At 65.7% G+C, this 23,018-nt stretch carries 22 protein-coding genes; 13 read left to right on the top strand and 9 right to left on the bottom strand.

Annotation, left to right across the window (positions count from 1 at the left end):
- Window positions 1-8 precede the first annotated feature (8 nt).
- On the bottom strand, window positions 9-782 hold the full coding sequence (locus JWN03_RS36315) for a winged helix-turn-helix domain-containing protein (protein WP_297624910.1): 774 nt from the start codon (window positions 780-782) through the stop codon (window positions 9-11).
- Between the two features lie 130 nt (window positions 783-912).
- Here JWN03_RS36315 and JWN03_RS36310 point away from each other — a divergent pair, with 130 nt between their 5' ends.
- Window positions 913-2,361, top strand: a complete 1,449-nt coding sequence (locus tag JWN03_RS36310) for an ABC1 kinase family protein (protein WP_297624907.1) — start codon at window positions 913-915, stop codon at window positions 2,359-2,361.
- Here JWN03_RS36310 and JWN03_RS36305 read toward each other — a convergent pair.
- Window positions 2,354-3,172 (bottom strand): alpha/beta fold hydrolase, encoded by an 819-nt coding sequence (locus JWN03_RS36305; RefSeq protein WP_297624904.1) that lies wholly within the window; start codon window positions 3,170-3,172, stop codon window positions 2,354-2,356. The two genes, JWN03_RS36310 and JWN03_RS36305, sit on opposite strands and share 8 nt — an antisense overlap.
- A 111-nt stretch (window positions 3,173-3,283) precedes the next feature.
- Here JWN03_RS36305 and JWN03_RS36300 point away from each other — a divergent pair, with 111 nt between their 5' ends.
- The gene (locus tag JWN03_RS36300; RefSeq protein ID WP_297624902.1) at window positions 3,284-4,450 is read left to right on the top strand and encodes a TDT family transporter; all 1,167 of its coding nucleotides are present in this window, start codon (window positions 3,284-3,286) and stop codon (window positions 4,448-4,450) included.
- Window positions 4,451-5,053: 603 nt separating this feature from the next.
- Here the strand turns inward: JWN03_RS36300 and JWN03_RS36295 are convergent.
- Window positions 5,054-6,904 (bottom strand): HNH endonuclease signature motif containing protein, encoded by a 1,851-nt coding sequence (locus tag JWN03_RS36295; RefSeq protein ID WP_297624899.1) that lies wholly within the window; start codon window positions 6,902-6,904, stop codon window positions 5,054-5,056.
- A 238-nt stretch (window positions 6,905-7,142) separates the two neighbouring features.
- Between JWN03_RS36295 and JWN03_RS36290 the strand changes: the two genes are divergently transcribed.
- The gene (locus JWN03_RS36290; protein WP_297624895.1) at window positions 7,143-8,396 is read left to right on the top strand and encodes a COG4705 family protein; all 1,254 of its coding nucleotides are present in this window, start codon (window positions 7,143-7,145) and stop codon (window positions 8,394-8,396) included.
- A gap of 64 nt (window positions 8,397-8,460) precedes the next feature.
- Here the strand turns inward: JWN03_RS36290 and JWN03_RS36285 are convergent, their stop codons facing one another.
- Window positions 8,461-9,009, bottom strand: coding sequence for a PadR family transcriptional regulator (locus JWN03_RS36285; RefSeq protein ID WP_297624893.1), 549 nt, complete (start codon window positions 9,007-9,009; stop codon window positions 8,461-8,463).
- 45 nt (window positions 9,010-9,054) lie between these two features.
- On the opposite strand from JWN03_RS36285, the gene JWN03_RS36280 reads away from it, so the two are divergent.
- The 7 genes from JWN03_RS36280 to JWN03_RS36250 all read left to right on the top strand — a co-directional run bounded on the left by JWN03_RS36280 (window position 9,055) and on the right by JWN03_RS36250 (window position 14,419).
- Window positions 9,055-9,609, top strand: coding sequence for a peptide deformylase (locus tag JWN03_RS36280; RefSeq protein WP_297624891.1), 555 nt, complete (start codon window positions 9,055-9,057; stop codon window positions 9,607-9,609).
- Window positions 9,610-9,669: 60 nt separating this feature from the next.
- A complete protein-coding gene (locus JWN03_RS36275) occupies window positions 9,670-10,191 on the top strand; it encodes a GtrA family protein (protein ID WP_297625029.1) in 522 nt (173 codons plus the stop codon).
- Between the two features lie 92 nt (window positions 10,192-10,283).
- Window positions 10,284-10,853: an RNA polymerase sigma factor gene (locus tag JWN03_RS36270; RefSeq protein ID WP_297624888.1), complete on the top strand. Its 570-nt coding sequence runs from the start codon at window positions 10,284-10,286 to the stop codon at window positions 10,851-10,853.
- On the top strand, window positions 10,850-11,536 hold the full coding sequence (locus JWN03_RS36265; RefSeq protein WP_297624885.1) for a Rieske (2Fe-2S) protein: 687 nt from the start codon (window positions 10,850-10,852) through the stop codon (window positions 11,534-11,536). The genes JWN03_RS36270 and JWN03_RS36265 overlap by 4 nt, the downstream gene beginning before the upstream one ends.
- A gap of 71 nt (window positions 11,537-11,607) precedes the next feature.
- Window positions 11,608-12,114, top strand: a complete 507-nt coding sequence (locus JWN03_RS36260) for a cupredoxin domain-containing protein (RefSeq protein ID WP_441343126.1) — start codon at window positions 11,608-11,610, stop codon at window positions 12,112-12,114.
- Window positions 12,111-13,049: a metallophosphoesterase family protein gene (locus JWN03_RS36255; protein WP_297624882.1), complete on the top strand. Its 939-nt coding sequence runs from the start codon at window positions 12,111-12,113 to the stop codon at window positions 13,047-13,049. The genes JWN03_RS36260 and JWN03_RS36255 overlap by 4 nt, the downstream gene beginning before the upstream one ends.
- Window positions 13,050-13,252: 203 nt before the next feature.
- Complete coding sequence (locus tag JWN03_RS36250) at window positions 13,253-14,419, top strand: L,D-transpeptidase (protein WP_297625023.1); 1,167 nt, start codon at window positions 13,253-13,255, stop codon at window positions 14,417-14,419.
- A gap of 8 nt (window positions 14,420-14,427) precedes the next feature.
- Here the strand turns inward: JWN03_RS36250 and JWN03_RS36245 are convergent, their stop codons facing one another.
- Together JWN03_RS36245 and JWN03_RS36240 are read right to left on the bottom strand one after the other, a co-directional pair.
- Window positions 14,428-15,693 carry a lipopolysaccharide biosynthesis protein gene (locus JWN03_RS36245; protein WP_297624879.1) on the bottom strand — a complete coding sequence of 422 codons (1,266 nt, stop codon included), beginning with the start codon at window positions 15,691-15,693 and terminating at the stop codon, window positions 14,428-14,430.
- A 135-nt stretch (window positions 15,694-15,828) separates the two neighbouring features.
- On the bottom strand, window positions 15,829-16,827 hold the full coding sequence (locus JWN03_RS36240; RefSeq protein ID WP_297624876.1) for an oxygenase MpaB family protein: 999 nt from the start codon (window positions 16,825-16,827) through the stop codon (window positions 15,829-15,831).
- A 111-nt stretch (window positions 16,828-16,938) separates the two neighbouring features.
- Here JWN03_RS36240 and JWN03_RS36235 point away from each other — a divergent pair, with 111 nt between their 5' ends.
- Together JWN03_RS36235 and JWN03_RS36230 are read left to right on the top strand one after the other, a co-directional pair.
- Window positions 16,939-17,583 carry a TetR/AcrR family transcriptional regulator gene (locus JWN03_RS36235; RefSeq protein WP_297624873.1) on the top strand — a complete coding sequence of 215 codons (645 nt, stop codon included), beginning with the start codon at window positions 16,939-16,941 and terminating at the stop codon, window positions 17,581-17,583.
- A 69-nt stretch (window positions 17,584-17,652) separates the two neighbouring features.
- Complete coding sequence (locus tag JWN03_RS36230; protein WP_297624870.1) at window positions 17,653-18,666, top strand: NADP-dependent oxidoreductase; 1,014 nt, start codon at window positions 17,653-17,655, stop codon at window positions 18,664-18,666.
- A 21-nt stretch (window positions 18,667-18,687) separates the two neighbouring features.
- Here JWN03_RS36230 and JWN03_RS36225 read toward each other — a convergent pair whose 3' ends face one another.
- Window positions 18,688-19,341 carry a hypothetical protein gene (locus tag JWN03_RS36225; protein WP_297624867.1) on the bottom strand — a complete coding sequence of 218 codons (654 nt, stop codon included), beginning with the start codon at window positions 19,339-19,341 and terminating at the stop codon, window positions 18,688-18,690.
- Window positions 19,342-19,410: 69 nt separating this feature from the next.
- Window positions 19,411-19,794 carry a hypothetical protein gene (locus JWN03_RS36220; protein WP_297624864.1) on the bottom strand — a complete coding sequence of 128 codons (384 nt, stop codon included), beginning with the start codon at window positions 19,792-19,794 and terminating at the stop codon, window positions 19,411-19,413.
- A 532-nt stretch (window positions 19,795-20,326) separates the two neighbouring features.
- Between JWN03_RS36220 and JWN03_RS36215 the strand changes: the two genes are divergently transcribed.
- A complete protein-coding gene (locus tag JWN03_RS36215) occupies window positions 20,327-21,529 on the top strand; it encodes a PucR family transcriptional regulator (RefSeq protein WP_297624862.1) in 1,203 nt (400 codons plus the stop codon).
- 9 nt (window positions 21,530-21,538) lie between these two features.
- Here JWN03_RS36215 and JWN03_RS36210 read toward each other — a convergent pair whose 3' ends face one another.
- Window positions 21,539-22,978: a carotenoid oxygenase family protein gene (locus JWN03_RS36210; RefSeq protein WP_297624859.1), complete on the bottom strand. Its 1,440-nt coding sequence runs from the start codon at window positions 22,976-22,978 to the stop codon at window positions 21,539-21,541.
- Between the last annotated feature and the right edge of the window lie 40 nt (window positions 22,979-23,018).

Here is a 23,018-nt window from a genome sequence, read left to right as displayed (position 1 = left end):
ACGGTTGGTCAAATAGCTTGTCGCGCAGAAATTCCGGCATCCTCCGTGACGCCGACCAGTTCCTCGAAATGCGCGACGACCCTCTCGTGGTACATGGCGAACAGATCCTCGAACAGCGACAGTTGCGGTTCGGAGGGGCCGGAATCGGACTCCCACACCGCCAGCAACGCGCGCCACACCAGCACATGCAGATCCGGTGAGGCCGCGAAATACGCCTGCACCGCCTCCGGCACCTCGAACAGCATTTCGCCGACCGAATTCAGCACCGCACGCTGCATGGTGTGCCCGAGATCGGTGAGAAGAGTGCGCACCACACCGATTTCGATGATCAGCATCCCGGCATGATCGGGATGCTCGCTGCGGGCCAGGGTCTCCAGCTCATCGATGGCGCCGTGCAGCGCCCGGGGCTCGACGCCGCCCTCCCCCTCGGTGTAGTCCAGCAGCGCGTCGAGCACGATGACCCGTTCGGCGGCAACGATATTGCGGAAAATATCGGCCGCCACCTCGGGCGCGTGCATGGAGAGCCGGAACAGGCGGCGGTAGACGTCCAGCCCACCGGCCCGGCGCACATCACGCACCGTGAAGCCGCGGCCGCGGTGCGCGTCCACGAATCCGTAGGACTCCAGCCTGCCGAGCACCAGTTGCGCGGTGGCCCGGTTCATTTCGAATTCCTCGGCGACCTGGCGAACGGATGGCATCAGATCGCCGGGCGCGTATTCGCCGGTCGCGACGCGGCGAGCCAGTTCGTCGGCGACATCCGCGACGACCGTCTGGGCACCCATCCTGTCACCTTTCGACAACTTTCGGATACGTCCCAGACAGTTTAAGCTCTTATATGCCAAACTGCACGTGCGCACACCGCGGCGGGCCGCACCGAAACTGCCGTGCGCCGCGTACACAATGAGGTGAGCAATGACCAAGCGGCGAACCAGCAGTCGTTCAAGGGGTACCGGTGGCACGCCGCCGGTTCGGACCGCGGTTCGCAATGCCAAAATCGCCGCCCTGCCCATCGCGTTCGCCGGGCGGCAGGCGGCGGGGGTCGCGCAACGGGCCCGCGGCAGATCCGCCGCCGAGGTCAGCCAGGACATCCAACTACGCACGGCGCAGCACATTTTCGAGGTGCTCGGCGAACTCAAGGGGTGCGCCACCAAATTGGGGCAGCTGCTCGCGCTGTACGAACTCGCCTTGCCGCCGGACCTGGCCGAGCCGTATCGAACGGCACTGGCGCAGCTGCAGGATTCGGCGCCGACCATGCTGCCGTCCCGGGTGCACGAGACCATGGCCGCGGAGATGGGCGAGAGCTGGCGCTGGAACTTTCGGGAATTCGACGATCGGCGCGCGGCGGGCGCCTCCATCGGCCAGGTGCATCGTGCGGTGTGGCGCGACGGCCGGCAGGCGGCGGTGAAGGTCATGTACCCGGGCGCGCACGAGGCTGTGCTCAATGATCTCGAACAGTTGCGGCGACTGTCGGTACTGGCCACCGTCTTCGTTCCCGGCGCCGATGTGCCCGCGGTGACCGAGGCCATCTGCACCTCCGTGGCCGAGGAGCTCGACTATGCGGCCGAGGCCGAGCACCAGCGTGTCTTCGCCGAGGTCTATGCCGACGACCCGGATTTTGTTGTGCCCAAGGTCATTACCCAGCGCGGCAATGTGATCGTCAGCGAATGGCTGCACGGCACACCGGTCTCGCGCATTATCGAATCCGGTGCGCCGGAGGAACGCAGCCGCGTCGGGATGCTCATTCTGCGATTCCTGCTGTCGTCGTGGACGCGCACCGGGCTGCTGTACTGCGATCCGCATCCCGGTAATTTCCGGGTGCTGCCGGACGGGCGGCTCGGGGTCGTCGACTTCGGGGCGTGCGTCGTCTGGCCGGCTGTCGGATTCGAGGATCTGGTCAGTGAAGTCATGGACGCCGCACTCAATGGCACCATGGCCGATCTCGATACCGCGCTGCGGCGGCACGGGTTCGTCGAGGCTGATCGCGCCTACGACGTGGCGACCATTGCCGAGGGAATCGCGGTGGCCACCGAACCGTTCACGCAGCATGATTTCCGATTCAGCACCGAGTGGCTGCGGCATCGGGTACGGCACGTCATGGATCTGCGGCTGACGAATGCGCATCGGCAGATGAGCATCCCCGCCTACGTCACGCCGTTCGCCCGCGCGCTGCTCACCGCCATCGGCGTGGTGTGCCAGCTGGATACCGAGGGGCCGGTACGTGGTGAATTCGCGCGCTGGTCACCGGAATTGGCGGCGGTATTCGAGCGGTTCGACAATCGGAGTGCCCAGCCGACGGATCTCGGCCTGGCGCGGCAGGTACGGACCACCCCTGTCCCGCGGCGGTTCTCGGTCGTCAGCTGAAGCTGTGCTGGGCGAGGAAGTCGCTCACCAACTCGTTGATGCGGTCGGGAACTTCTAGAGCGAGCAGGTGCGCGGCCTCCTCGATCACGACGAAGTGGGCGCCAGGAATCGCCGCGGCCATCGCCTGGACTTCACTGATCGGGAATATCCGGTCCTCAGCCCCGGCGACCACCAGAACTGGGGACGAAACTGCCGCGAGAAGACCGACATTGTCCGGACGCTGGGACACCACACTGCGCACGCAGTACCGCGCCGACTCGACGTTCACCCTGGACGCGACCTCGAGAACGGTCTCGGCTGCTTCCGGTCGGCTACGCAGGGACGTCGGGCCGAGAAACGCGCGCAGCACCGCACGATCCAGCGGTGGACGGAGCCCGCCGAGAATGCCCGCGGCCGTCACGAGGACACGAAACTTCATGCGCTGGAGTCGGCCTGCCGGGGAGGCCGTGCCGTTCAACAGCACTGCCGATGCCACCCGTTCGGGATATCGCGCCGCCAGCACCGCACCCGTCATCGCGCCCCATGAGTTGCCGACGATATGAGCACGAGGGATCTCCAGCGCATCGAGGATGGCGCACGCGCAATCGGCACATTCGCCGAGGGTGAACGTCCGCGTGACCGGTGAGCTGGTCCCGTGGCCCGGAGGATCGATCGCAAGGGTCTGGTACCGCCCAGCCAGATGCTCCACCTGCTTGGTCCACAAGGTGTGGTCCATCAAAAGGCTGGGCCACAGCAGAACCGGCTCACCAGCGCCGGTTCGGTACACGGTGACCAACCCCAACGGGGTCTCGATATCCACGCGGTCGGTCATGAAGTCTCTCCTCCTGGATAGGGCGGATCGAGGGCAGGCATAGAACGGTTCTATGCATCCATCGAACTGTGACCGGTACCGGGACATCCTTACCCGGCCGATGCTGAATACATGACCACAGTGACCTTCCGCCGCAGCACCGATACCGTCTCCCCGGTTGCGGCGGCGCGTACGTCCGTGAAGTCGCGTTATGCCGTCCGCCCCGGTCAGGAACCAGGCGATGCCCTGCGTTCGCTCGGACCGAATTGGTTCGCCGTGGTGATGGGCACCGGCATTGTCGCCAACTCCGCCGCCACCCTCCCACTGCAGTTCCCCGGCCTGCGCGCCGCCGCCACCGTGGTGTGGGCATTGGCCGCGCTGCTGCTGGTCGTACTGGCCGGCGCCTGGGTGGCGCACTGGCGGCGCTACCCCGAGATCGCACGCTCGCACGGCGCGCATCCGGTCATGATGCAGTTCTACGGCGCTCCCCCCATGGCGCTGATGACCGTCGGCGCGGGCACCCTCGTGCTCGGCAGTGACGTGATCGGAATGTCCGCCGCCGTGGCCATCGACTGGGTGTTGTGGACCGCGGGCACCGCCCTCGGGCTGCTGGCCGCGTGCGCCATTCCCTTCCGCATGATCACCCGCCACAATTTCGACAGTGATGCCGCTTTCGGCGGTTGGCTCATGCCCGTGGTGCCTCCCATGGTCTCGGCCGCCACCGGCGCCCTGCTCATCCCCCACATCCCCGCCGGCCAGCCCCGAATGACCATGCTCTTCCTCTGCCTGGCCATGTTCGGCCTGAGCCTCATCGCCGCCATCGCAACCATCACCGTCATCTGGTCCCGCCTGCTGCACCACGGCCTCCCCGCCGCCGGCATGGTCGCCACCGTCTGGCTGGTCCTCGGCCCCCTCGGCCAATCCGTCACCGCCGCAGGTCAACTCGCCAACGTGGCCCCCACCACCCTCCCCGACCGCGAAGCCGCCGGCCTGGACGTCTTCGCCCTCATCTTCGGCGTCCCCACCTGGGGCTTCGCCCTCCTCTGGCTGGCCCTCGCCATCGCCGTCACCTACCACACCCGAAAGACCATGCCCTTCAACATGACCTGGTGGGGCTTCACCTTCCCCCTGGGCACCTGTGTAACCGGCAGCACCGTCCTCTACACCCACACCGGCGCAAACCTCTTCGCCCTCACCGCGATAGCCCTCTTCGCCCTCCTCCTCGCCGCCTGGTCGACAGTCGCCCTCCGCACCCTCCGAGGCATCTACCACGGCACCCTCTTCCACCCAGCCCCCTGACCCCGGACTACCGGAGGCCCTCAACGGTTTTGACCGTTGAGGGCCTCCGGCACGAACGCCAGACTCATCCTGAAGGGCGTGTGGGCCGTTACCGGCATTCCTCCCGTCATGCAGAACAAGAAGAAGCCTCGGAACCCTGGGTGACGTAGCCGGCGTCGGCTCCCGATGCTGTCAACTCCCCCAAATGGGGGGACCGCACAGCCCGTCTCCCGACCGCACAGCACGTGTCTCAGCGGCACAGACCCCATAACGGTTGTGCCGCTGAGACACCCGCTGTTCCGTCCCCGGTATCCGACGTTTTCTATGCCGAAACGGTCGGTGCACCTGGGTTTCTTGCCTCCCGGGCAGGGCTGGTCTGGCAGGGGTGCGAGCAAAGCTCGAGATGGCCGTGCTGGTGGCGTCGGGAGGGGTACCCGATTTACCTTCCGCAGTACCGGGGGATGCTGCGGTACCGGCCGGAGGACTGGCTGTGGTCCCGTTCTCGAGAACAAAACCCGAAAAGACAAGAACCACAAGACCGAGAACCCGAAGAACCAACCCGCACAACGACCTGTAGCACCGGCGGGCTGGAGTCCGGCGGTGGGACAGGTCGGTGGAGAAGACCTACTGGCGGAAGCGTTTCCGCTCTCGCTCGTTGCGGGCTCGGATGCGTGCCAGGGCGGCGGCCTTCTGCTCGAGGGGGTGGTGAACATGGTTCACCTGCGGTGTCCCGGTCGGGTTGATGTGTGGTGGCCCGATCCACCCGGTCCGCCCCGGGAACTCCGAATCCGGTCCCATGACAACGGTTTTCCACCCGCCGGGCCCGTCGTGGACCTGGGCGTGGCAGTGGTCGCATACCAGGGTGAGGTTGTCGATATCGGTCCTGCCACCCTTTGCCCACTCGTCGATATGGTGCACCGCGCACATGGTCGCAGGCGCGTCACACCCCGGGCGGGTGCAACCCTTCTCGGAGGCGATGAGTGCCAGTCGTTGTGCGGGACTGGCCAACCGGGGCTCCTGGTCGGAACCGACTGAACCCGGACCATGCTCGGAGCTTCCTGAACACGGACCGAACTCGGCACTGGCGGGGCGAGCGTCGTCGCTGAGGATCGCTGCCCCGGAGTCGGATTCGGTGCTGGATGAGCGCAGGTCGCAGTCGGGACCGGCCAACCGGGGACCCGGGCCGAACCCAGCCGACCGCGGGTCGTAGGCGAGGCTGGCGGGCCGAGGGCCGTAGCTGAGGATCTCCGACCGGGAGTCGTACTCGGTGCCGGATGCGCGCACGTCGCGGTCGGAACCGGCCGGACCGCGCTCACGACCGGCGGGGCGGGCATCGTCGCCGAGAAACGCTGACCCGGTGTCACATTCGGTGCTGGATGAGCGCTGGGCGAGCTCGAGGCCCGCGTGTCGGTCGCCGCGACCCAGATACAACGGCAACCCCACCGGGTTGAGCACCGCGAGGTACTTGTTGGACTTGGCAGCCAACTCGAGGGCTTGCGGGATCGACACGATCCCACCGGACGCCGTCGTCGCCACACCCGCTCGCGCTTCCAGATCAGCCACACTCATGGTGACGATCGCCGACACCGGCAGGCCGCGGTGCTTGCCGAGCTTGGCCGGGCCACCGAACTCCGGACGCAAAAACGCCAGCAACGCATCATGATTACGTTGCGCCGGGGTACGGGTATCGCGTTCGGCGCACGCCGCCAACTCCTGCGCAGTGAGCTTGTGATCAGCCACCCACGGGCTCTGCGGGTCCTTCGCGTTGCACATCCCCGGGCGGGCCAGCTTCGCGAACATCGGCTCCAACACCGACCGCAGCTTCCGGTTGATCTCCCCCACCCACGGGGACATCCCGTCCGCGCGTTCGGCACCGAGGGTCAGCCCGCGCATCCGCTCACGATCGGCATCAGTGCTCAAGGTGCCATCCGGGTCCAAGCCCGCCAACAACACCTCCCCCATGACCGGCAATCCTTCCGGGTACCCGGTGGGGGCGAACTCGGTCAACTGCAGCTCCGTGGCTTCACGCACATCGGCGTCGAGACTGCCGGGCAACCGGTTCATCACCGTCATGATCCGCCGCACATGCTCGACGGAGATGGCACCCTCACGGTGGGCTTTGGCGACGTGCGCCAAGGTCGGTTCCAGCTCGACCCCGGACACGATGCGCGGACCGGTCTCCACAGCGATGTTCACGCGGGACGCCGCATCGGCGCGGGAGATACCCAGGGTTTGGCGCAGAAACACTTTCGGGGTGGCGACCCCGCCACGCTGAGCCAGACCTCGAGTGGTGGTCTCGATGACGTACCGGGTCTCGACCGCTTGGAGCTTGCGCTTACAGGTTTCCACTTCCCGCATCACCGCGATGAATTCATCATCCTGCAACGGAACCAGCGACGCGTTCAGGAGGTCATCGACCGCTGCTGTCAGTGCGTGCGCACTGACAGCAGTTGCGGATTCTCCCCCCGGATTCATGCCTCTATTCTACCGCCGGTGATCACACCCGGAAAGGCGTATTGTGTTGTGATATAAGGATATTCAGACTGGCGGACCGACCAGCCCCTTTCGCGTCCTTATTCTTTTCTCGTCTTGTTCTTTGGTCGTTTTCTCTTCTTCTCGTCCAGGCGTCCTTATCTTTTGTTCTTTGTTGCGTCTCCCACCCGCCGGGCGCTCTCAGCGTTAGTTCAGGGAGTCGTGGTTAGAGTCCGGCGCTGTGACCGAGACGACGAGATCTGGTGCCGTTACGACCCGTGTGCTGCTCAGTAAGGTGCCTGAGGTCACGGTGTGGTTTTGGATCATCAAGATCCTCTGTACGACCGTGGGTGAGAGTTTCGCCGACTGGATCAACCTGACTTTGGGGGTTGGGCTGGGCCTTACGGCGGTCATTTTTACCGTCGTGCTGGCGGCGGTGCTGGGGTGGCAGCTGCGGCTCAGCCGGTATGTACCGTTTGCTTACTGGCTTTCGGTTGTCGTGTTGAGTGTGACCGGCACGCTCTACACCGACATCCTCACCGACAGTCTGGGTGTTCCGCTCGCACTCAGTACGGGCGTTTTCGCGGCGGTGCTGGCCATTGTCTTCGGAGTGTGGTTCGTGCGGGAGCGGACGCTGTCGATCCACAGCATCGTCACCTTGCCGCGGGAGCTGTTCTATTGGCTCGCAGTGCTTGTCACCTTCGCCCTGGGCACAGCGGCCGGTGACTGGACACTGGACCTCACCGGCTGGGGACCCGGAATTTCGGTGCTGCTGCCCGCCGGCCTGATCGTCTCGATCGTGATCGGCTGGCGACTGGGCGCAAATGTGGTGCTGTCCTTCTGGCTCGCCTACATCCTGACCCGCCCGCTGGGAGCGAACCTCGGCGACTGGTTCGCCTCGCCGTCGGCCGACCACGGCCTCGGATTGGGTACTGCCACAACAAGCGTCATCTTCCTCGCCGCGATCCTCGCAGCAGTCGTATACCTGACCCGAACCCGCAGCGATGTCATCCCCGCATCCGAACGGACCCAGACACCCACCGCGACAACACATCCGGACCGCGAACGCCTCATGATCGGCTACTACGCCGCCGTCACCGCCGCCACGGCAGCCCTACTCATATGGGCCGCAGCGCAACCACACGCGACAGTGGCGAGCGAGGACGACACCAGCGCTGCGCCCACATCGACGTCACTCTCTTCAGGCGATGCGACAGCTCACTTCCCGCAGAACGAAACAACCAAGTTCCGCACCATCACCCAGGACACGCTCGCGAAGGTGCAGGCCGGCGACCAGACCGGTGCGAAGACCCGAATCAAGGACCTCGAAACCGCATGGGATGACGACGAAGCAACCCTTCGCCCCCTCGACCAAAACGCGTGGCACACACTCGACGGTCAGATCGACAGCACCTTGAAGGCCGTCCGCGCCGGCACCCCCGACACCGCAACCGAGACAAAGACCCTCACCACACTCTTGGCCGCGCTCGGCTGACGTTGGCTCGATCGGATGGGCCGTCGGCGAATCCGAGCGAAAGGATCCGAAGGCCCGGGCGGAGCTAGCCCTGCGGTGCTTCCAATTTGTCGATGTCGGTGAGCACCTTTTTGTGCCAGTCGATTTCGGCTTGAAGACGCATCCGCGCGTGGTCGACGATGAGGTCGTCGGCACGAGTTTGATTGGGCCAGTGACGGTCTGGGTGGTGTTCGAATCGCGAGACTCGAGCCTTCAACACGGCAAGGCGGTCTTCGAAGTAGCCGCGGAGGAGAGTGCGGTCGAGGTCGGCGCTGACCACCAGGGCGAGATCTACCGGGTCGGGGCGGATGTCGACCTCGGAGAAGGCTTCGTCGCGCAGGGCGCGGAGTTCGCGGCGGCCCTCCTCGGTGATTTCGTAGACGGTTCGGGCGGGGAGAGCTCCGTCTTGTTCGGTGCGGAGGGGCCGGATGAGACCTTCGGCTTCCATGCGGTGCAGGGCGCTGTAGAGGGAGCCGGGTTTCACCCGGGACCACAGGTCGGCGCGATCCAGGCGGGCATCGCGGCGGAGCTGATGGCCGTGCATCGCACCACGTTTGGCCAATGCGGCGAGTACGAACAGCCGGGTCTCGTTCACTTCGCCAGTCTGACACGACTACTCAAATTTGAGTACCCTCGCTGGATGGCTGTTCGACCGATACTCATCGCCGGTGACCCCAGGCTGATCACTCCGGCCCTGCCCGTCACCGCCTTCGACAATGAGCTCGCGGACTTCGTGAGCGATTTGTTCGAGACCAATACCGCCGCGCACGGTGCCGGGCTGGCGGCGAACCAAGTGGGCGATTCGCGTGCGGTATTCGTGTACGACCTGATCGAGTCCGGAGTTCGGCACCGCGGTCATGTCGTCAACCCCGTGCTCGAGACCTCGGAGATTCCGGAGACGATGCCCGATCCCGATGACGATCTCGAAGGGTGTCTGTCGGTGCCGGGTGAGTGGTTTCCCACCGGACGGGCGGAGTGGGCGCGGGTCACCGGGGTCGATCTCACAGGGCAGGCCGTTGTTGTCGAAGCCGGCGGGTATCTCGCGCGGTGTTTTCAGCATGAGATCGACCACCTCGCCGGATGCCTCTACCTGCAACGACTGATCGGGCGGAACAGGCGGGCTGCGCGGAAAATGGTCAAGAATCGGGGGTGGACGGAGGCGGGAGCGAGTTGGGTGCCGGTGCGGGGGTCCTGAGACCCTGGAGTTGGCGGGTGGTTGGGACTGTGGGGGCTCGGCTAGCCTGACTCGGTGTTCATGGTCGAATTTGTTGCCGCGCGACTCCCGAGGCGATTGCTGTCGGTTTTTGTGCGGAACGCGGAGTTGCTGAAGTTTCTCACCGTCGGCGGCATCGCGTTTGTCACTACGACGGCGCTTTTCTTCGGCCTGAAGTGGACGATTCTGCACGAGAAGCCGATTACCGCGAATATTGTCGCGACGGTCATCGCCACCGTGGTGTCGTATGTGCTGAACCGGGAGTGGGCCTTCACCGCTCGGGGCGGTCGCCAGCGCAGGCACGAGGCGGCGCTGTTCTTCGTGGTGGCCGGTCTCGGTGCGGGGATCACCGTATTGCCGCTGTGGGTGTCGCGGTATGTGTTCCTGCTCTGCACCCCACATGTGTCGCTGCTGGTGGAGAATATCGCCGATTTCATCAGTGCCACCATCCTCGGCACCCTGCTCGCGACCGTATTCCGCTGGTGGGCCATGCGCAGGTTCGTCTTCCCGCAGACGGTCGCCGCGGAGCTGGAGCAGGCCGCACCGGTCGAGGCGCACGAATAAAGGATCCCGGAAACGGGCGCGGTGTAACCCCGCTCGCTATCTACTGAGAGACGTGAATACACGTCGTTGGTGGATTCGGGGAGCGTCGATTCATGGTGCGTCGGACAGGGTCCGATCGCTCGCGGGCGGACGAAGGCGTGAGCCCCGGCCGGGAGCTGCGGCTGGTGTCCGGTGACGGGTACTCCGGGTGGGAAGCGCTCTATCGAGACAATGTCACCTGGGTATATGCGCTGATGGTCGGAAAAGTCGGCAATCGGCCCGATGCCGAGGATCTGACGGCCGAGGTGTTCACGGTGGCGCTCAAACCACTGCGGATCTCGGCCACCGTCCCGGAGGTGCGCGCTTATCTGCGGGCGACCGCGCGGACGGTGCTCGCGGGCTATTGGCGTACCCGCATGGGGCGCGAGATCACCACGATCGACGACGATTTCGCGGACGATCCGCCCGAGGAAGTATCGGACGGCCGGGCCGAGATGCGCGCGCGAGCGGTGCTCGATCAGCTGTCCGGAAATTATCGGCGAATACTGGAACTGCGATTCCTGCAGGGCCTGTCGGTCAAGGATTCGGCGCAGGACCTGGGTGTCAGCGTCGCCAATGCGAAGGTGTTGCAGCACAGGGCGTTGCAGATGGCGGCGCGGCTGAACGAGGGAGGTGCGCGGTGAGCGAGCGGGAAGTGCGGCATTACGTCGAGGAGCTCCTGGCCGGGCGACGACCGCGCTCGTTCCGGCCCGATGACAATGATGCCGAGGAGATGCGCACCGCCATCGAGCTGCAGTCGGCCCGGCTCGGCAGCGCCGCGCCCAGCCCGGAATTCCTGACCGGACTGCAACAGCGGCTCGCGGCCGAAATGGCCGAGCCGCAAGAAGAGTCGCCACCCCAGCGCGGGACGACCCGCCGACGGCAGGTACTCATCGGCACCGCCACCGCCGCGGCGGCAGCCACCGCCGGAGTGGTCGTCGATCGCATGATCACCCATCAGGCGGAGCCCAATTCGCCTGCCGCACAATCGACTCTGACGCCCACCAATGGATCGTGGCGCCACATTGCGGCCAGCGCCGACCTCCCCGAGGGCAGCACCGTCTCGTTCGATCTCGGCACCCTCAACGGATTCGTACGGCGCGCCAACGGGATTCCGGTGGCGGTCTCCGGAGTCTGCACCCATCAGGGCTGCAAACTGTGGCTGGACGCTCCGGCCGACCGACTGCGCTGCCCCTGCCATTCGACCTCCTTCTCGATCAGCGGGGCCGTGCTGTCGCATCAGCTGCCCATCTCCCCCGCACCGCTCCCGCACCTGCAGGTGCGGGAAAACAACGGCGCCATCGAGGTTTTCGCGCCGAACGTGTAACCCGGGTCCCTATCTCAAGATGACCGATCCCGCAGCAGGGACGGACACATCCCGGATGGAGGCCCGGACCCATGAGACTTATCCGCAGCCCGCGGCGGACGGCCCTCGCCGTTGCCGCCGCGGCGACAGCACTGCTGTCGGTGAGCGCGTGCGGCAGCGGCGGTAACGCCCCGGACAATGCCGCTCCCACTTTTGTTTTCGCTTCCGGCACCGATACGCCCGGCATGGTGCCGGGGGGCGGCGGATCGGCCATGCCCAGCATGCCGGGGATGACCGCCATGTCGAGCACGTCCGCGCCGGCAACGGCGCCGGCGAACGCACCTGCCGGTCCGAATGCCGTCACCATCACCAATTTCGCATTCACACCGGCCACCCTGACGGTGCCGGTCGGCACCACGGTGACGTGGACCAACCGGGATGAGGAGCCGCACAATATCTCCCCGGCCGCCGGGGGCTTCAAATCGCCGAATATGGGCACGGGTGCGACGTACACGTTCACATTCACCAAGGCGGGCACCTTCGCGTATGTGTGCTCGATCCATCCGTTCATGCACGGCACCGTGGTGGTGACGGGATGAGTCAGGAGATGGATCCGCGCGATCCGCAGGCCATGACCCGCCGCCAGCTGATGCGGCACAGCGCCTGGTTCGGCGCGGCAGTGGGATTGGCGGTGGTGGGCGGCGAGGTCGTCTCCCATATCGCGGGCACCGCCGCAGCCGCCACCGATCGCCCGACCCTGCGATTCGCACAGGTCAGCGACAGTCACATCGGTTTCACCGGTACGGCGAACGCCAATGTCACCGACACCTTCACCGAGGCGATCAACCAGGTGAATTCGCTCGGATACACCCCCGATTTCGTCATACACACCGGCGATCTGACCCATCTGGCCACCCCGGAGCAGTTCGATCAGGTCAAACAGCTCATGGGCGGGCTGCGCACACCGCACGTGTTCACCGTTCCGGGAGAACATGATTCGAGCGACGATGCCGGGCAGCGCTATCGCTCGGCGTTCGGGAAGGGCACCCGCGGTGACGGCTGGTACAGCTTCGATATCGCCGGTGTGCACGTGATCGGACTCGTCAATACGATGAATCTGCAGGCCCTGGGCCATCTCGGCCAGGATCAGCTGGATTTCGTCCGCAAGGACGTGTCCGGATTATCCAGCGACACACCGATCATCGTGTTCAGCCACATCCCATTGTTCGCCATGTATCCGCAATGGGGCTGGGGCACAGACGATGCCACCGAGATGCTGAGTTACCTGCGCCGTTTCGCCTCGGTCACCTGCCTGAATGGTCATGTGCACCAGCTGTTCACGAAGACCGAGGGAAATGTCACCTTCTACAGCGGCACCACCACCGCCTATCCGCTGCCGGCGCCCGGCGACGGCCCGGCGCCGAAGCCGGTGACGCTGCCCGCGGGAAAATTGCACGCTGCGCTGGGCATTCGTGAAGTCACCTACCAGCGCGGACAGCAGCAGCTGGCGATCAAGGAGCAGCCGCTGACGTGAGGAAACACGCCGTGGTGGGGCCGCCGCGCCGGGGCCCTGCTACCGCGCGTGCGAAGGCGCGGATTATTGCGGGTAATCTACTACGCTGAGCTGGTACAAGATGCTGTGCAGCAGTGCGGCGCACGGCGATTACAGGAGGGAGAGCCTTGCCACTCCACCGTTTTCGATCCTCCGCCGCTGTGAGCCTATTGGCGGCGCTACTCATGGTGGTCACGGCATGCTCGTCGTCCTCGACGATCAGCAGCACACTCGGCAGTGTGCCGCCGGTCCCGTCGCCGATCACCATTGCCCCGGCCCAAGGTGCGGACAAGGTCGATCCAGCCGCGCCCGTCCAGGTCACCACGACCAGTGGTGTGCTCAGCACGGTCACGCTGACCAATGACGACGGCAAGGTCATCGACGGCACCTTCACACCGGACAAGACCGCGTGGAAGCCGAACGAGCAACTGGGCTACGGCCGCACCTACACCCTGAAAGCCCAGGGCATGGATGTGACGGGCGCCACCGGCCCGGCCACCTCGAGCTTCACCACCATCAAGCCGGGCAATCAGACCAAGGTGTATCTGAACACCACCGGCGGGCAGTCCCTCGCCGACGGCGGCACCTACGGTGTCGGCACGGTCGTGGTCGCCCACTTCGATGAGGCCATCCCGGACAAGGCCGCCGCGGAGAAGCATCTGACCGTCACCACGACCCCTCCGGTCGACGGCGCCTGGTACTGGATGGACAGTCAGAACGCGCACTGGCGGCCCAAGGAGTACTACGCACCGGGCACCAAGGTGAGCGTCGCGGCGAACATCTACGGCATCGAGGTCGGTCCCGGCCTGTTCGGCCAGGAGGACACCAAGACCTCCTTCACCATCGGTGCGTCGCACGTCTCCATCGCCGATGACAACACCCATCAGGTGCAGGTGTTCGAGAACGGCAATCTGATCCGCACCATGCCCACCTCCATGGGCCGGGGCGGCAGTGAGGTCATCGCGGGCAAGACCTTCTACTTCTGGACCCAGCCGGGTGTCTACACCGTGATGGACAAGGCCAATCCGGTGATCATGGACTCCTCGAGCTACGGCCTGCCGATCAATTCGCGGCTGGGCTACAAGGAGGCCATCTCCTGGGCCACCCGCATCAGCACCGATGGCATCTATCTGCACGAACTGGATACCACCGTGTGGGCGCAGGGTAATACCGACACCTCACACGGCTGCCTCAACCTCAATGCCGACAATGCGCAGTGGTTCTTCAATTTCGCGCAGCCCGGCGATGTGGTCGAGGTGCGCAATACCGGTGGCCCGACGCTCGATGTGTGGCAGAACGGCGACTGGGGATTGCCGTGGGATCAGTGGGTAGCCGGTAGCGCTCAGCACTAGAGGACGCGCTACCTCAGGGGAACTGCTGTGCGCTGCGCCCGCTCCCGGGCAGCCAATTGCGCAGTGCGCACCAGATACCAAGCAGCGACGGAGAATTCGGCGGCTACCGTGCCCCACACCAGGGTCCACACCGAGTGGGTGCCCAGGGTGATGAGCAGCGCGGTGGCCGCCACCGCTGTACCGATGACCGCACCGATCATGATTCCCACGGTGTCCTGCCGGACGGGCAGGGTGGCCGTGGTGATGAACGATGTTGTGGCGGTGGCGAAGAGGATGAACACCTCCACCCGCAGGATCGGCACCACACCGCGGAAGTCGTCGTCGTAGATCAGGTGTACGGCCAGCGGCGCGGTAATCCAGACCCCCACCACCGCGACCGCCGCGACCGCGACACAGGCTGCCAGCGCCCGCATTTCGTGCCGCCAGAAGCGTGAATCGGTGCGCTCGCGCGCGAGCCGGGGCAGCAGCGCCAGCCCGATGGGATCGAGCAGCGACTGCACGGCGCGCACCAATTTGTCACTGGAGGAGTACAACCCGAGCGAGGCGGCGTCCAGGACCGAGGAGTAGACCGTCGCGGTTCCCTGCCCGTAACTGGTCACCAGCAGCCGGGAGGCGAGCACCGGCCCGCCCTTGCGCAGAATGACCGCGATCCGCGTCGGCCGGGCCGGGCGACCGTACTTCTTCAGGGCGTCACGCCAGGTCAGCGCCACCGTCACGGTGGACGAAAGCAGCAGGCACAGCAGCACTATCGAAGGATTCGGCAGACGAGGCAGCAGCAGCACCAGCAATCCGAGATAGACCACGCGCCCGGCGATCTGATACGACGTGGACGCACCGAAACGCCCCTGCCCCACCAGCAGCCAGTCCTCGGACATGGACAGGAAGCCGCCGACGAACAGCCCGAGCAGAATCATGCGCAGATGGGTGCCGGCCCCGAAGACCAGCCCCGCGGCCAGCGCCACCGCGAGCACGCCGAGAATGCTCGCCCGCACCGCCAGATAACTCCCGCGCAATTCATCGAGGCCCTCCTCATCCAGGAGCGCCGCCAGGAATGTATTGATCCCCAGATCGACCAGCAGCGAGCCCAGGAAATACGACGACATACCGATGGCCAGCAGCCCGACACCCCCGACGCCGAGGGTGCGCGCGGTCAGCGGCACCGTCACGGCGGTGACCAGGAATTGCCCGTAATTGCCGAGGCTCACGAAACCGACATCGCGCAGCACGGACAGCAATCCGTCCTCGGCGAGGCGTGCTCGTATTCGGTCAAGCATGAATGTCGGCGTATCGCTGTCGATCCGGCATGGCAGGTCCTCGCTCTCGCGCCCGGCACGACCATGCCGACGAGCGAAATTGTCTCGCTGCCAATGGGCCACCGCTACCCGAAAGGTCCGGGTGGCCGAAATACGCTATGCCGCAGTTGCTTGAAGTCGGCGGGCGTGCGCCACCAGCGCCATGGCATCGGGTCCGCTGATGCGGCGTTCGACGGCATCGGCGAAGCGCTGCACCGTGAAGACCAGTGCGGCCGGACGTGTGAGCCACAGCGACACGTTCAGTAGCGGATCGAAAACCGCGGGCACACCCAGATTCCGGCGGGCCGGCCGGGGCAGCATGGCGACCAGCTGCGGGGTGACAACACCGGCCAGCAGCATCGGCGCGAGCTCCGGCAGCTGGGTGAGGGCGAATCCGCGCATCATGGCCAGGGTGGGATTCACGACCAGATCGGCGCCGAACCCGTCGATCACGCCGTAGGTATCGGCGATTCCGGCGTAGTACTCGGCCACCTCCCGACAGGTCGTCGGGACATCCTGTGGCCGCGCGCCCATCAGGACGCCGAATTGCTTGGCCTCCCACCAGAATCGGTCCCGATCACGCGGGGTGAGCCGGTGCGGTGGGCGCAGCCCTTCGAAGGCGAAGTTCTCATAGACCAGCAGTGCCGCCTGCATGATCGTGACGTGCGCGAAGAGCACCAGTTCGGGGCCCTGCGCGGCATAGGGCTCGCCCGTGCCGGGAATGGTGCCGGTCATCGGAGCGTGATAGCGGCGCAGGTGCGCCGCCACCCGATCGGCGGTGGCCTTGTCGCCCAGAATGATCGGGACCGGAACACCGACGGTGCGCTGGGCGCGCCGGACGGCCATGATCGGGCTCATGCTGTGGCTGCGGCGACCGGTGACAGCCAGCGGATCGTGATCGAGAATCACCGCCTGCAGCGGAATGTGCGGCAGTTCGAGCAGTGCGGTCACCGGCGCCAGGAAGGCGGTTACCGCCGGATGCAAGAGCACCCGCCACACCTGGGATCCGGGGCCGAAGTAGCCGTAGTCGTGCTGCTCGTCGAGCCCGGCGGGGATGGGGGCGGGACCACGCCGCCAGATACGGGCATTCTGAAACGCTTTGGCGCGAGTATTCATGGCCGATCACCTCTTTGTGCTCTATCTCGGCTGTGCCACAAGCGTATTGACCAGTCGGACGACTTGACAAGTCGTGTGACTTGTTCGTGGCCCTACCGGTATCGTGGGCGAGTGTCGGTCACGGCGGGAAAAAGCAAACGCAGCCGGGCGCAACAGCGCGAGGACACCCGCATCGGCATCCTCGACGCCACTATCGCCAGCCTGATCGAGAACGGTCAAGCCGCCACCACCACGCGTGGAGTGGCCGAACGAGCGGGCTTGAGCCAGGGCGCGGTGCAGCACTACTTCCCCACCCGGGGCGAACTGCTCGATGCCGCGGTCCGGCGAATGGCCGATCAGAGCGCCCAGGCCGTCGTCGAAACCTATTCGGAGATAACGGGAACCGACCGCGAACGGGTCGCCGAACTGGTCGACGAACTGTGGTCACTGGCCCAGCTCGCACCGATCAGCGTCGGTCTGGAGCTGCTCGGCACCGCGCGCACCGATCCCGAAATGGCCGATACCGTGGCACATCTCGTCGAACACATCGAGACGACGATCTTCGAGGTGGCCCGCCAGGTGCTCGGCGAGCTCGCCGACCTGCCGGGCGCCCGGGATTGGCTGCGCATCACGGTCATCACCATCGCTGGTGTGCTGCTGACCTCGTCGGTGCCCGCCGCCGCGAGTCTGGTCCCGGAGTGGAGCACCGTGCGGCATCACATCATGACCAGTTTCGATACCTGGCGCGCCGAGCACCGCTCAGCAGGACACGCGTAGCAATCCGGCATAGCGGGCACCGCGGTGACCCACAATGGGGCGGTCGCCCATCGAAAGGTCGCCGCACCGATGAAGACCACCCGAATCGTCCTGGCCTCCCGCCCGACCGGTATGCCGCAGCAGGAGAACTTCCGCACCGAGACGGCGGAGTTGGCGCCGCTGAAACCTGGTGAGGCGCTGCTGCAGACGCTGTATCTCTCGTTGGATCCGTACATGCGCGGGCGCATGAGCGACGCACCGTCCTATGCGCCCCCGGTGGCGGTCGACGAGACCATGTGCGGCGCTACCGTCTCCCGGGTGCTCGAATCCACGGATCCGGCACTGCACACGGGCGATATCGTGCTCGGTTACGCGGGCTGGCAGACGCATTCGGTCGAGCAGGCCCGGTTCCTGCGCAAGCTCGATCCGGCAGCCGCGCCCCTGACCACCGCGCTGGGCGTGCTCGGTATGCCCGGATTCACGGCCTACTCCGGACTGCTCACCATCGGCCGCCCGCAGCCGGGCGAGACCGTGGTGGTCGCCGCGGCCACCGGGCCGGTCGGTGCGACGGTCGGCCAGATCGCGAAGATCAAGGGCGCGCGGGCGGTCGGTATCGCCGGTGGACCGCAGAAGGTCGCCCTGCTGCGCGAGCGCTTCGGGTTCGATGCCGCGATCGATCACCGCGCACCAGACTTCGCCGAACAGCTCGCCGCCGCGACGCCCGACGGCATCGACGTCTACTTCGAAAACGTCGGCGGGGCGGTCTTCGACGCGGTTCTCCCCCGCCTCAACAAGTTCGCCCGCATTCCGGTCTGTGGCTTGATCGCCTCGTACAACAACACCGATCTCCCCTCGGGACCTGACCGCATGGGTCTGCTCATGTCGATGATCCTGCGCAAGAGCCTCACGCTGCGCGGCTTCATCCAGACCGAATTCCTCGATCAGTTCACCGAGTTCTACCCCGATGCGACCGGGTGGCTGGCCGACGGGCGGCTCACCTATCTGGAGCACATCGTCGACGGACTCGATCACACGGTGGAGGCCTTCCAGGGCCTGCTCACCGGTAAGAATCTCGGCAAGCTGGTCATCAAGGTCGCCGACTGATCGCAGCGACGCCGCCCTGGGTCAGCGCATGGCCGTGACATACGGCCGCAGACCCAGGGTGATGTCGACGCAGGCCCCGAGCAGGACATCACGTTCCACCGCGTCGGGGGTGCGCTTCAGGATGAGCCGGGTGCCGAGAATCGGCACGGGGAGCGGCTGCCCGGCGTGATCCCACCAGATGTAGGTGTTGTACAGCTCATCGGCCAGGCGGCCGAGCGTCCAGCCGCCGGCGGTGCGCACCACATCGAGGCGGCCGAATTCCTCGCCCATGCGGTCCAATATGCGCATGCGGAACAGCTCCGGGGTCTTCGGATCGTCGGCGGGGACGAAGTGCAGCAGTGTGCCCGCGGTCGAAGCCACAGCGGTGGAAGTGTCCGAGCGGGTAATGGCTGCGATGGCGGTGCCGTCGGCGCGGCTCAGGAGGGTCGGCGCCGAATCCTTGGATTGCACCCAGACCACCGTTCCGTCGGCATAGGTGATCGAGTGCCGACCGGTCCCCCCGTTCTTGAATCCGAAGAGCATGGCCATCTTCCCGCCGAATCCGTCCCCCGCGCCCTGCACTCCGACCGCCATCGGGTCCCCCGGCCCGGCTTGGAAGCTGATCTTCAAAGCGTTCGAGGTTTTGTGAACGACCCGACCCTCGATCATCGTCGAGCCGTTCTGCGGGGCTGACATGCGTCGATGGTAAGCCCGAAGGCTGGTGTGCGGACCCGGTTTCGGTGCGGCACGCCAGCGGGCAGGCGGTCATTTGCCGGTCGGATGTCCTACCGTGGCCAAGGCGGTGGTCCAGTCGGTGGCAATGGCGACCTGCGCATCGACGAGGCCGACCTTGCCGCTGCAGATGAGCGAGTGCAGCTGGTTCTCGACGGTATCCTTCGGATTCGCGGTGCCGCCGCCCTGCTTATGCCCCGGGGACGGCGGTTCCACCCACAGATTGCGCGGATCGTCGGGGTCACCGCCCAGTTCGAGCGAGATCAGGTGGTCGTATTCGGCATCGCGCGGATCCCCGGTGTAGCCGTAGGACTTGATATTCGCCGTCTTCTCCGGACCGGTGATATTCGAATTCGGCCGAATCCCGCCGGTGTAGCCGGATTTGCAGATGGTGTCGGACAGGTTCGCAGCCGTCACTTTCGGATTCGTCGCGCCCGGTGTGCACGTCCTATCCGGAAGTGGCTGCCCGTCAGCGGTTTTACCATAGTGGCAGGTACCCGGAGCGGGCTGTTGCTGCACGGTGTACTGCACCGGGCCCGGACCGACCGGTACGGACGATGGCACGTCCTGTTTCGCAGGCCCCTGCGAAACCTCCTGTGCCACATGGTTGGCGGGGTGCGTGGAACACGACACCGACAATCCGAGTGCCAACAGGCCGATCATCAGCCCTTTGTATGCCTTCATAACCATCCCCTGCCAACACCCAGTGAAGCATCCCAATTGTGCGCTACCCCTTGGGGACACGCTCAGCGAGTGTTTCTCGGCGACACGCCAGCAGGATGGATTCACCTGGGGCAGGGACGCATTCGGCACCGAGGCTGGAGCCGCTATCCTCTTCTGTTCCGAATTGTGCTTCCGCACAATTCGATCTTCAAAAATCCGTGAGGCGACCGGATAATCGTGATGCCATTGTGCACAGCAACAATGCTGGACAGTACGATCGTTTGCCATGAGCACCCCGCGCACTCGGCCCGAAGGCTTCGTCGCCCGCGCCAGCACGACATTGCTGCAGCGCCTCGACGACGTGGTCGATCGGGTGGCGGCGGAAATCGAACGCGCCGAACCGGTTTACGGCAGTTCGCACGCGGTCACGCCCGAGGAGTTGCGCCGCACCAACCGCGCCAATCTCGAGGCCATCCTCAGTCATCTGGCCGGAGATCCCGAAGCGGGTACCGCCGCACCCCGCAGTACCGGGCACCGCCGGGCCGAGAACGGAGTGCCGCTGCCCTCGGTGCTGCGGGCCTACCGCATAGGTTCCGGCGTGGTGTGGGATGAGCTGCTGACCATGGCCGGAGACGATCCGAAGGCAAGCCGGGAACTGCTCGATATCGCTTCGCGGGTCTGGAAACTCGTCGACGACTACTCGCAGGCGCTCACAGACGGGTATCAGGAGACGGTGGCCGAGCAGCTGCGCCGCGACGCCCGCGCGCACGATGCCGCGCTCGACGCACTGTTGAGCGGACAGGTGGACGGCGCGCGACTGTGGGAGTGCGCCCGCACGCTCGGGCTGCCCGCGCAGGGTTCCTTCGTGGTGGTCGCGGCCACCACCGGCGCCGCCGCCACCGAGGCGCTGCCCGGGGTGGGTGAGGCGCTGTCCGTGCTCGGCGTCGCCTCGTCCTGGCGGGTCCGGGCCGACAGTCATATCGGAATCGTCACGCTGACCACGCGATTCACCGAACCGCGACTGCATGCGCTGCTGGCCGAGCGCAGTGTGGGGCGGGCCGGCATCAGCGCGGCGTTCGGTGCGCTGACCGAGGCCGTCACCGGACTGCGTCAGGCCGAACTTGCGTGCGCCGCAACACAATCCGGGTCGAAGCAAGTGCTGCGCTACGACGAGGCGTTGATCCCGGTGCTACTGGCCGGATCGCCCGACGTCGCGAGTGCGCTCGCCCGCGCCGTACTCGGCCCGATACTCGCGCTGCCCCAGCACGATCGCGACGTGCTGCTCGATACCGTGCGCACCTGGTTCGCGCACGACGGCGAGGTATCGGCCATCGCCGCCGCGCTCTTCTGCCACCGCAATACCGTGCGATTCCGGCTCAATCGCGTGGCCGAGCTGACCGGGCGGCGGCTGACCGAACCGCGCGCGGCCACCGAGATGTACCTGGCCTTGGAAACCCATCGCATCCAGGGCGACGGCTCCGAGCGCTGACCCCGGCGGCTACCCCACGACTGCCTGCCGGCGGGTGAAGGTGCCATGGAAACCCCAGGGGATGTGGTGCTCGAGCCATGCGGCGGCCAGCGGGCCGCCTTCCAGGTCACGGGCATCGAGAACGACCAGCTGCGAACGGTTTTCGGCGAGTTCGTGATTGAGGAACAACAGCCAGCCGTCGTCCTCGTCGGCATCCTTCGTCCGGGGTACGAACAGGGGCTCACCGACAGCGCTGAGCCCGAAATCGCACTCGGTGGTGACACCGGTGCGGTGGTCAACCTTCATGATCGAGTTCAGCAGGCCGGTGGCGCCCGAGCCCATGGCGGCGAGATAGCTGTAGTGGTGTTCCCTGCTCCCGCGCCGCCAGTCGAATTGCGGGAACTCACAGCTGGTCCCGCTTAGCTCACGCTCGATCACGGTGCCGCCCTTGGTAATCCGGTACTGCATGAGCCGCGAGGATGGGAAGCGCGGGGCCTCCGGCGTATTGACGGCACTGGTCAAGCGCCGGAATTCCTGCCATTCGGTATCGAAGCGGACCAGCTCGATGACCACATCGTCGCCATCGTCATAGGCATTGGTGAGGTGTACGTGCAGCAGCGCCTCGTGTTCGATGATGCGCGGCTTGCCACCGTCCTTCGGCACGAGCAGGAAGCGGGTGCCCTTGGACCGCTTGAAATCGAGTGAATCGATGAAACTGCGGGTGGCGAGGGTGATCTTCACCAGATCCGGCAGCAGCGGATCCAATACGAACACCAGATACCGCTGGGTGAGCGCGAAATCGTGGTTCCACGGCAGATCGAGCATGGGAATCGTGGCGAGGGTGTGCAGCTTCCCTGCCCGATCCACCCGATACGTGCGAATCCGCGGGGTCGGCAGCAGATCCAGGCCGAAGTTGTACATATCACCGGTGTCCGGATCCCACTTCGGATGCGCGGAGAACGCGCCCAGGAAGCCGAGCTTGCCGTCGAAGTCGAAGCGCCCCAGCGTCTCCAGGCTGTCCGGGTCGATCCGGTGCGGATTGCCCATCTCCCACAGCGCCAGCAGTCCGCCCGCGTAGTTCACGATATTGGTATTGGCGACATTCGCGGCCATGCGACCCACATTGGCGAGCGGGCCGCCCGGAATCTGGTCTCCCACACCGCGATAGCGAATCCGGTCCGAGCGCTGGCCGTGCTCGAAGTGCCGGGTGCGCACATAGCGATTGCGATAGTGCACCGAATCGCCGTCCAGCACCAGCTGCGACACCATGCCGTCGCCGTCGAAGATGCTGTGCAGCAGCGTCTTTCCGACCTGGAACTTACCCGGCCCGATGCGATAGAGGGTGCCGGTCAGATCTTTCGGCAGTGCGCCGTCGATCTGGGTCACGCGGTAGTCGAGTTCGTCGGGCAGCGGGTCATAGGCCCGCCGGTACAGGTCGGTGGTGGAAGCCGACAGCTCATCGATGGCCATGATTCTCCCTTGAAACCGCATTCTGACGACAGGCGTCGTC

Origin of the sequence: Nocardia sp. (assembly GCF_025465275.1) — a bacterium.
Lineage (GTDB): Bacteria > Actinomycetota > Actinomycetes > Mycobacteriales > Mycobacteriaceae > Nocardia.
Note: the sequence above shows the minus strand (reverse complement) of the source record. Positions and strands in the feature narration are given on the sequence as shown.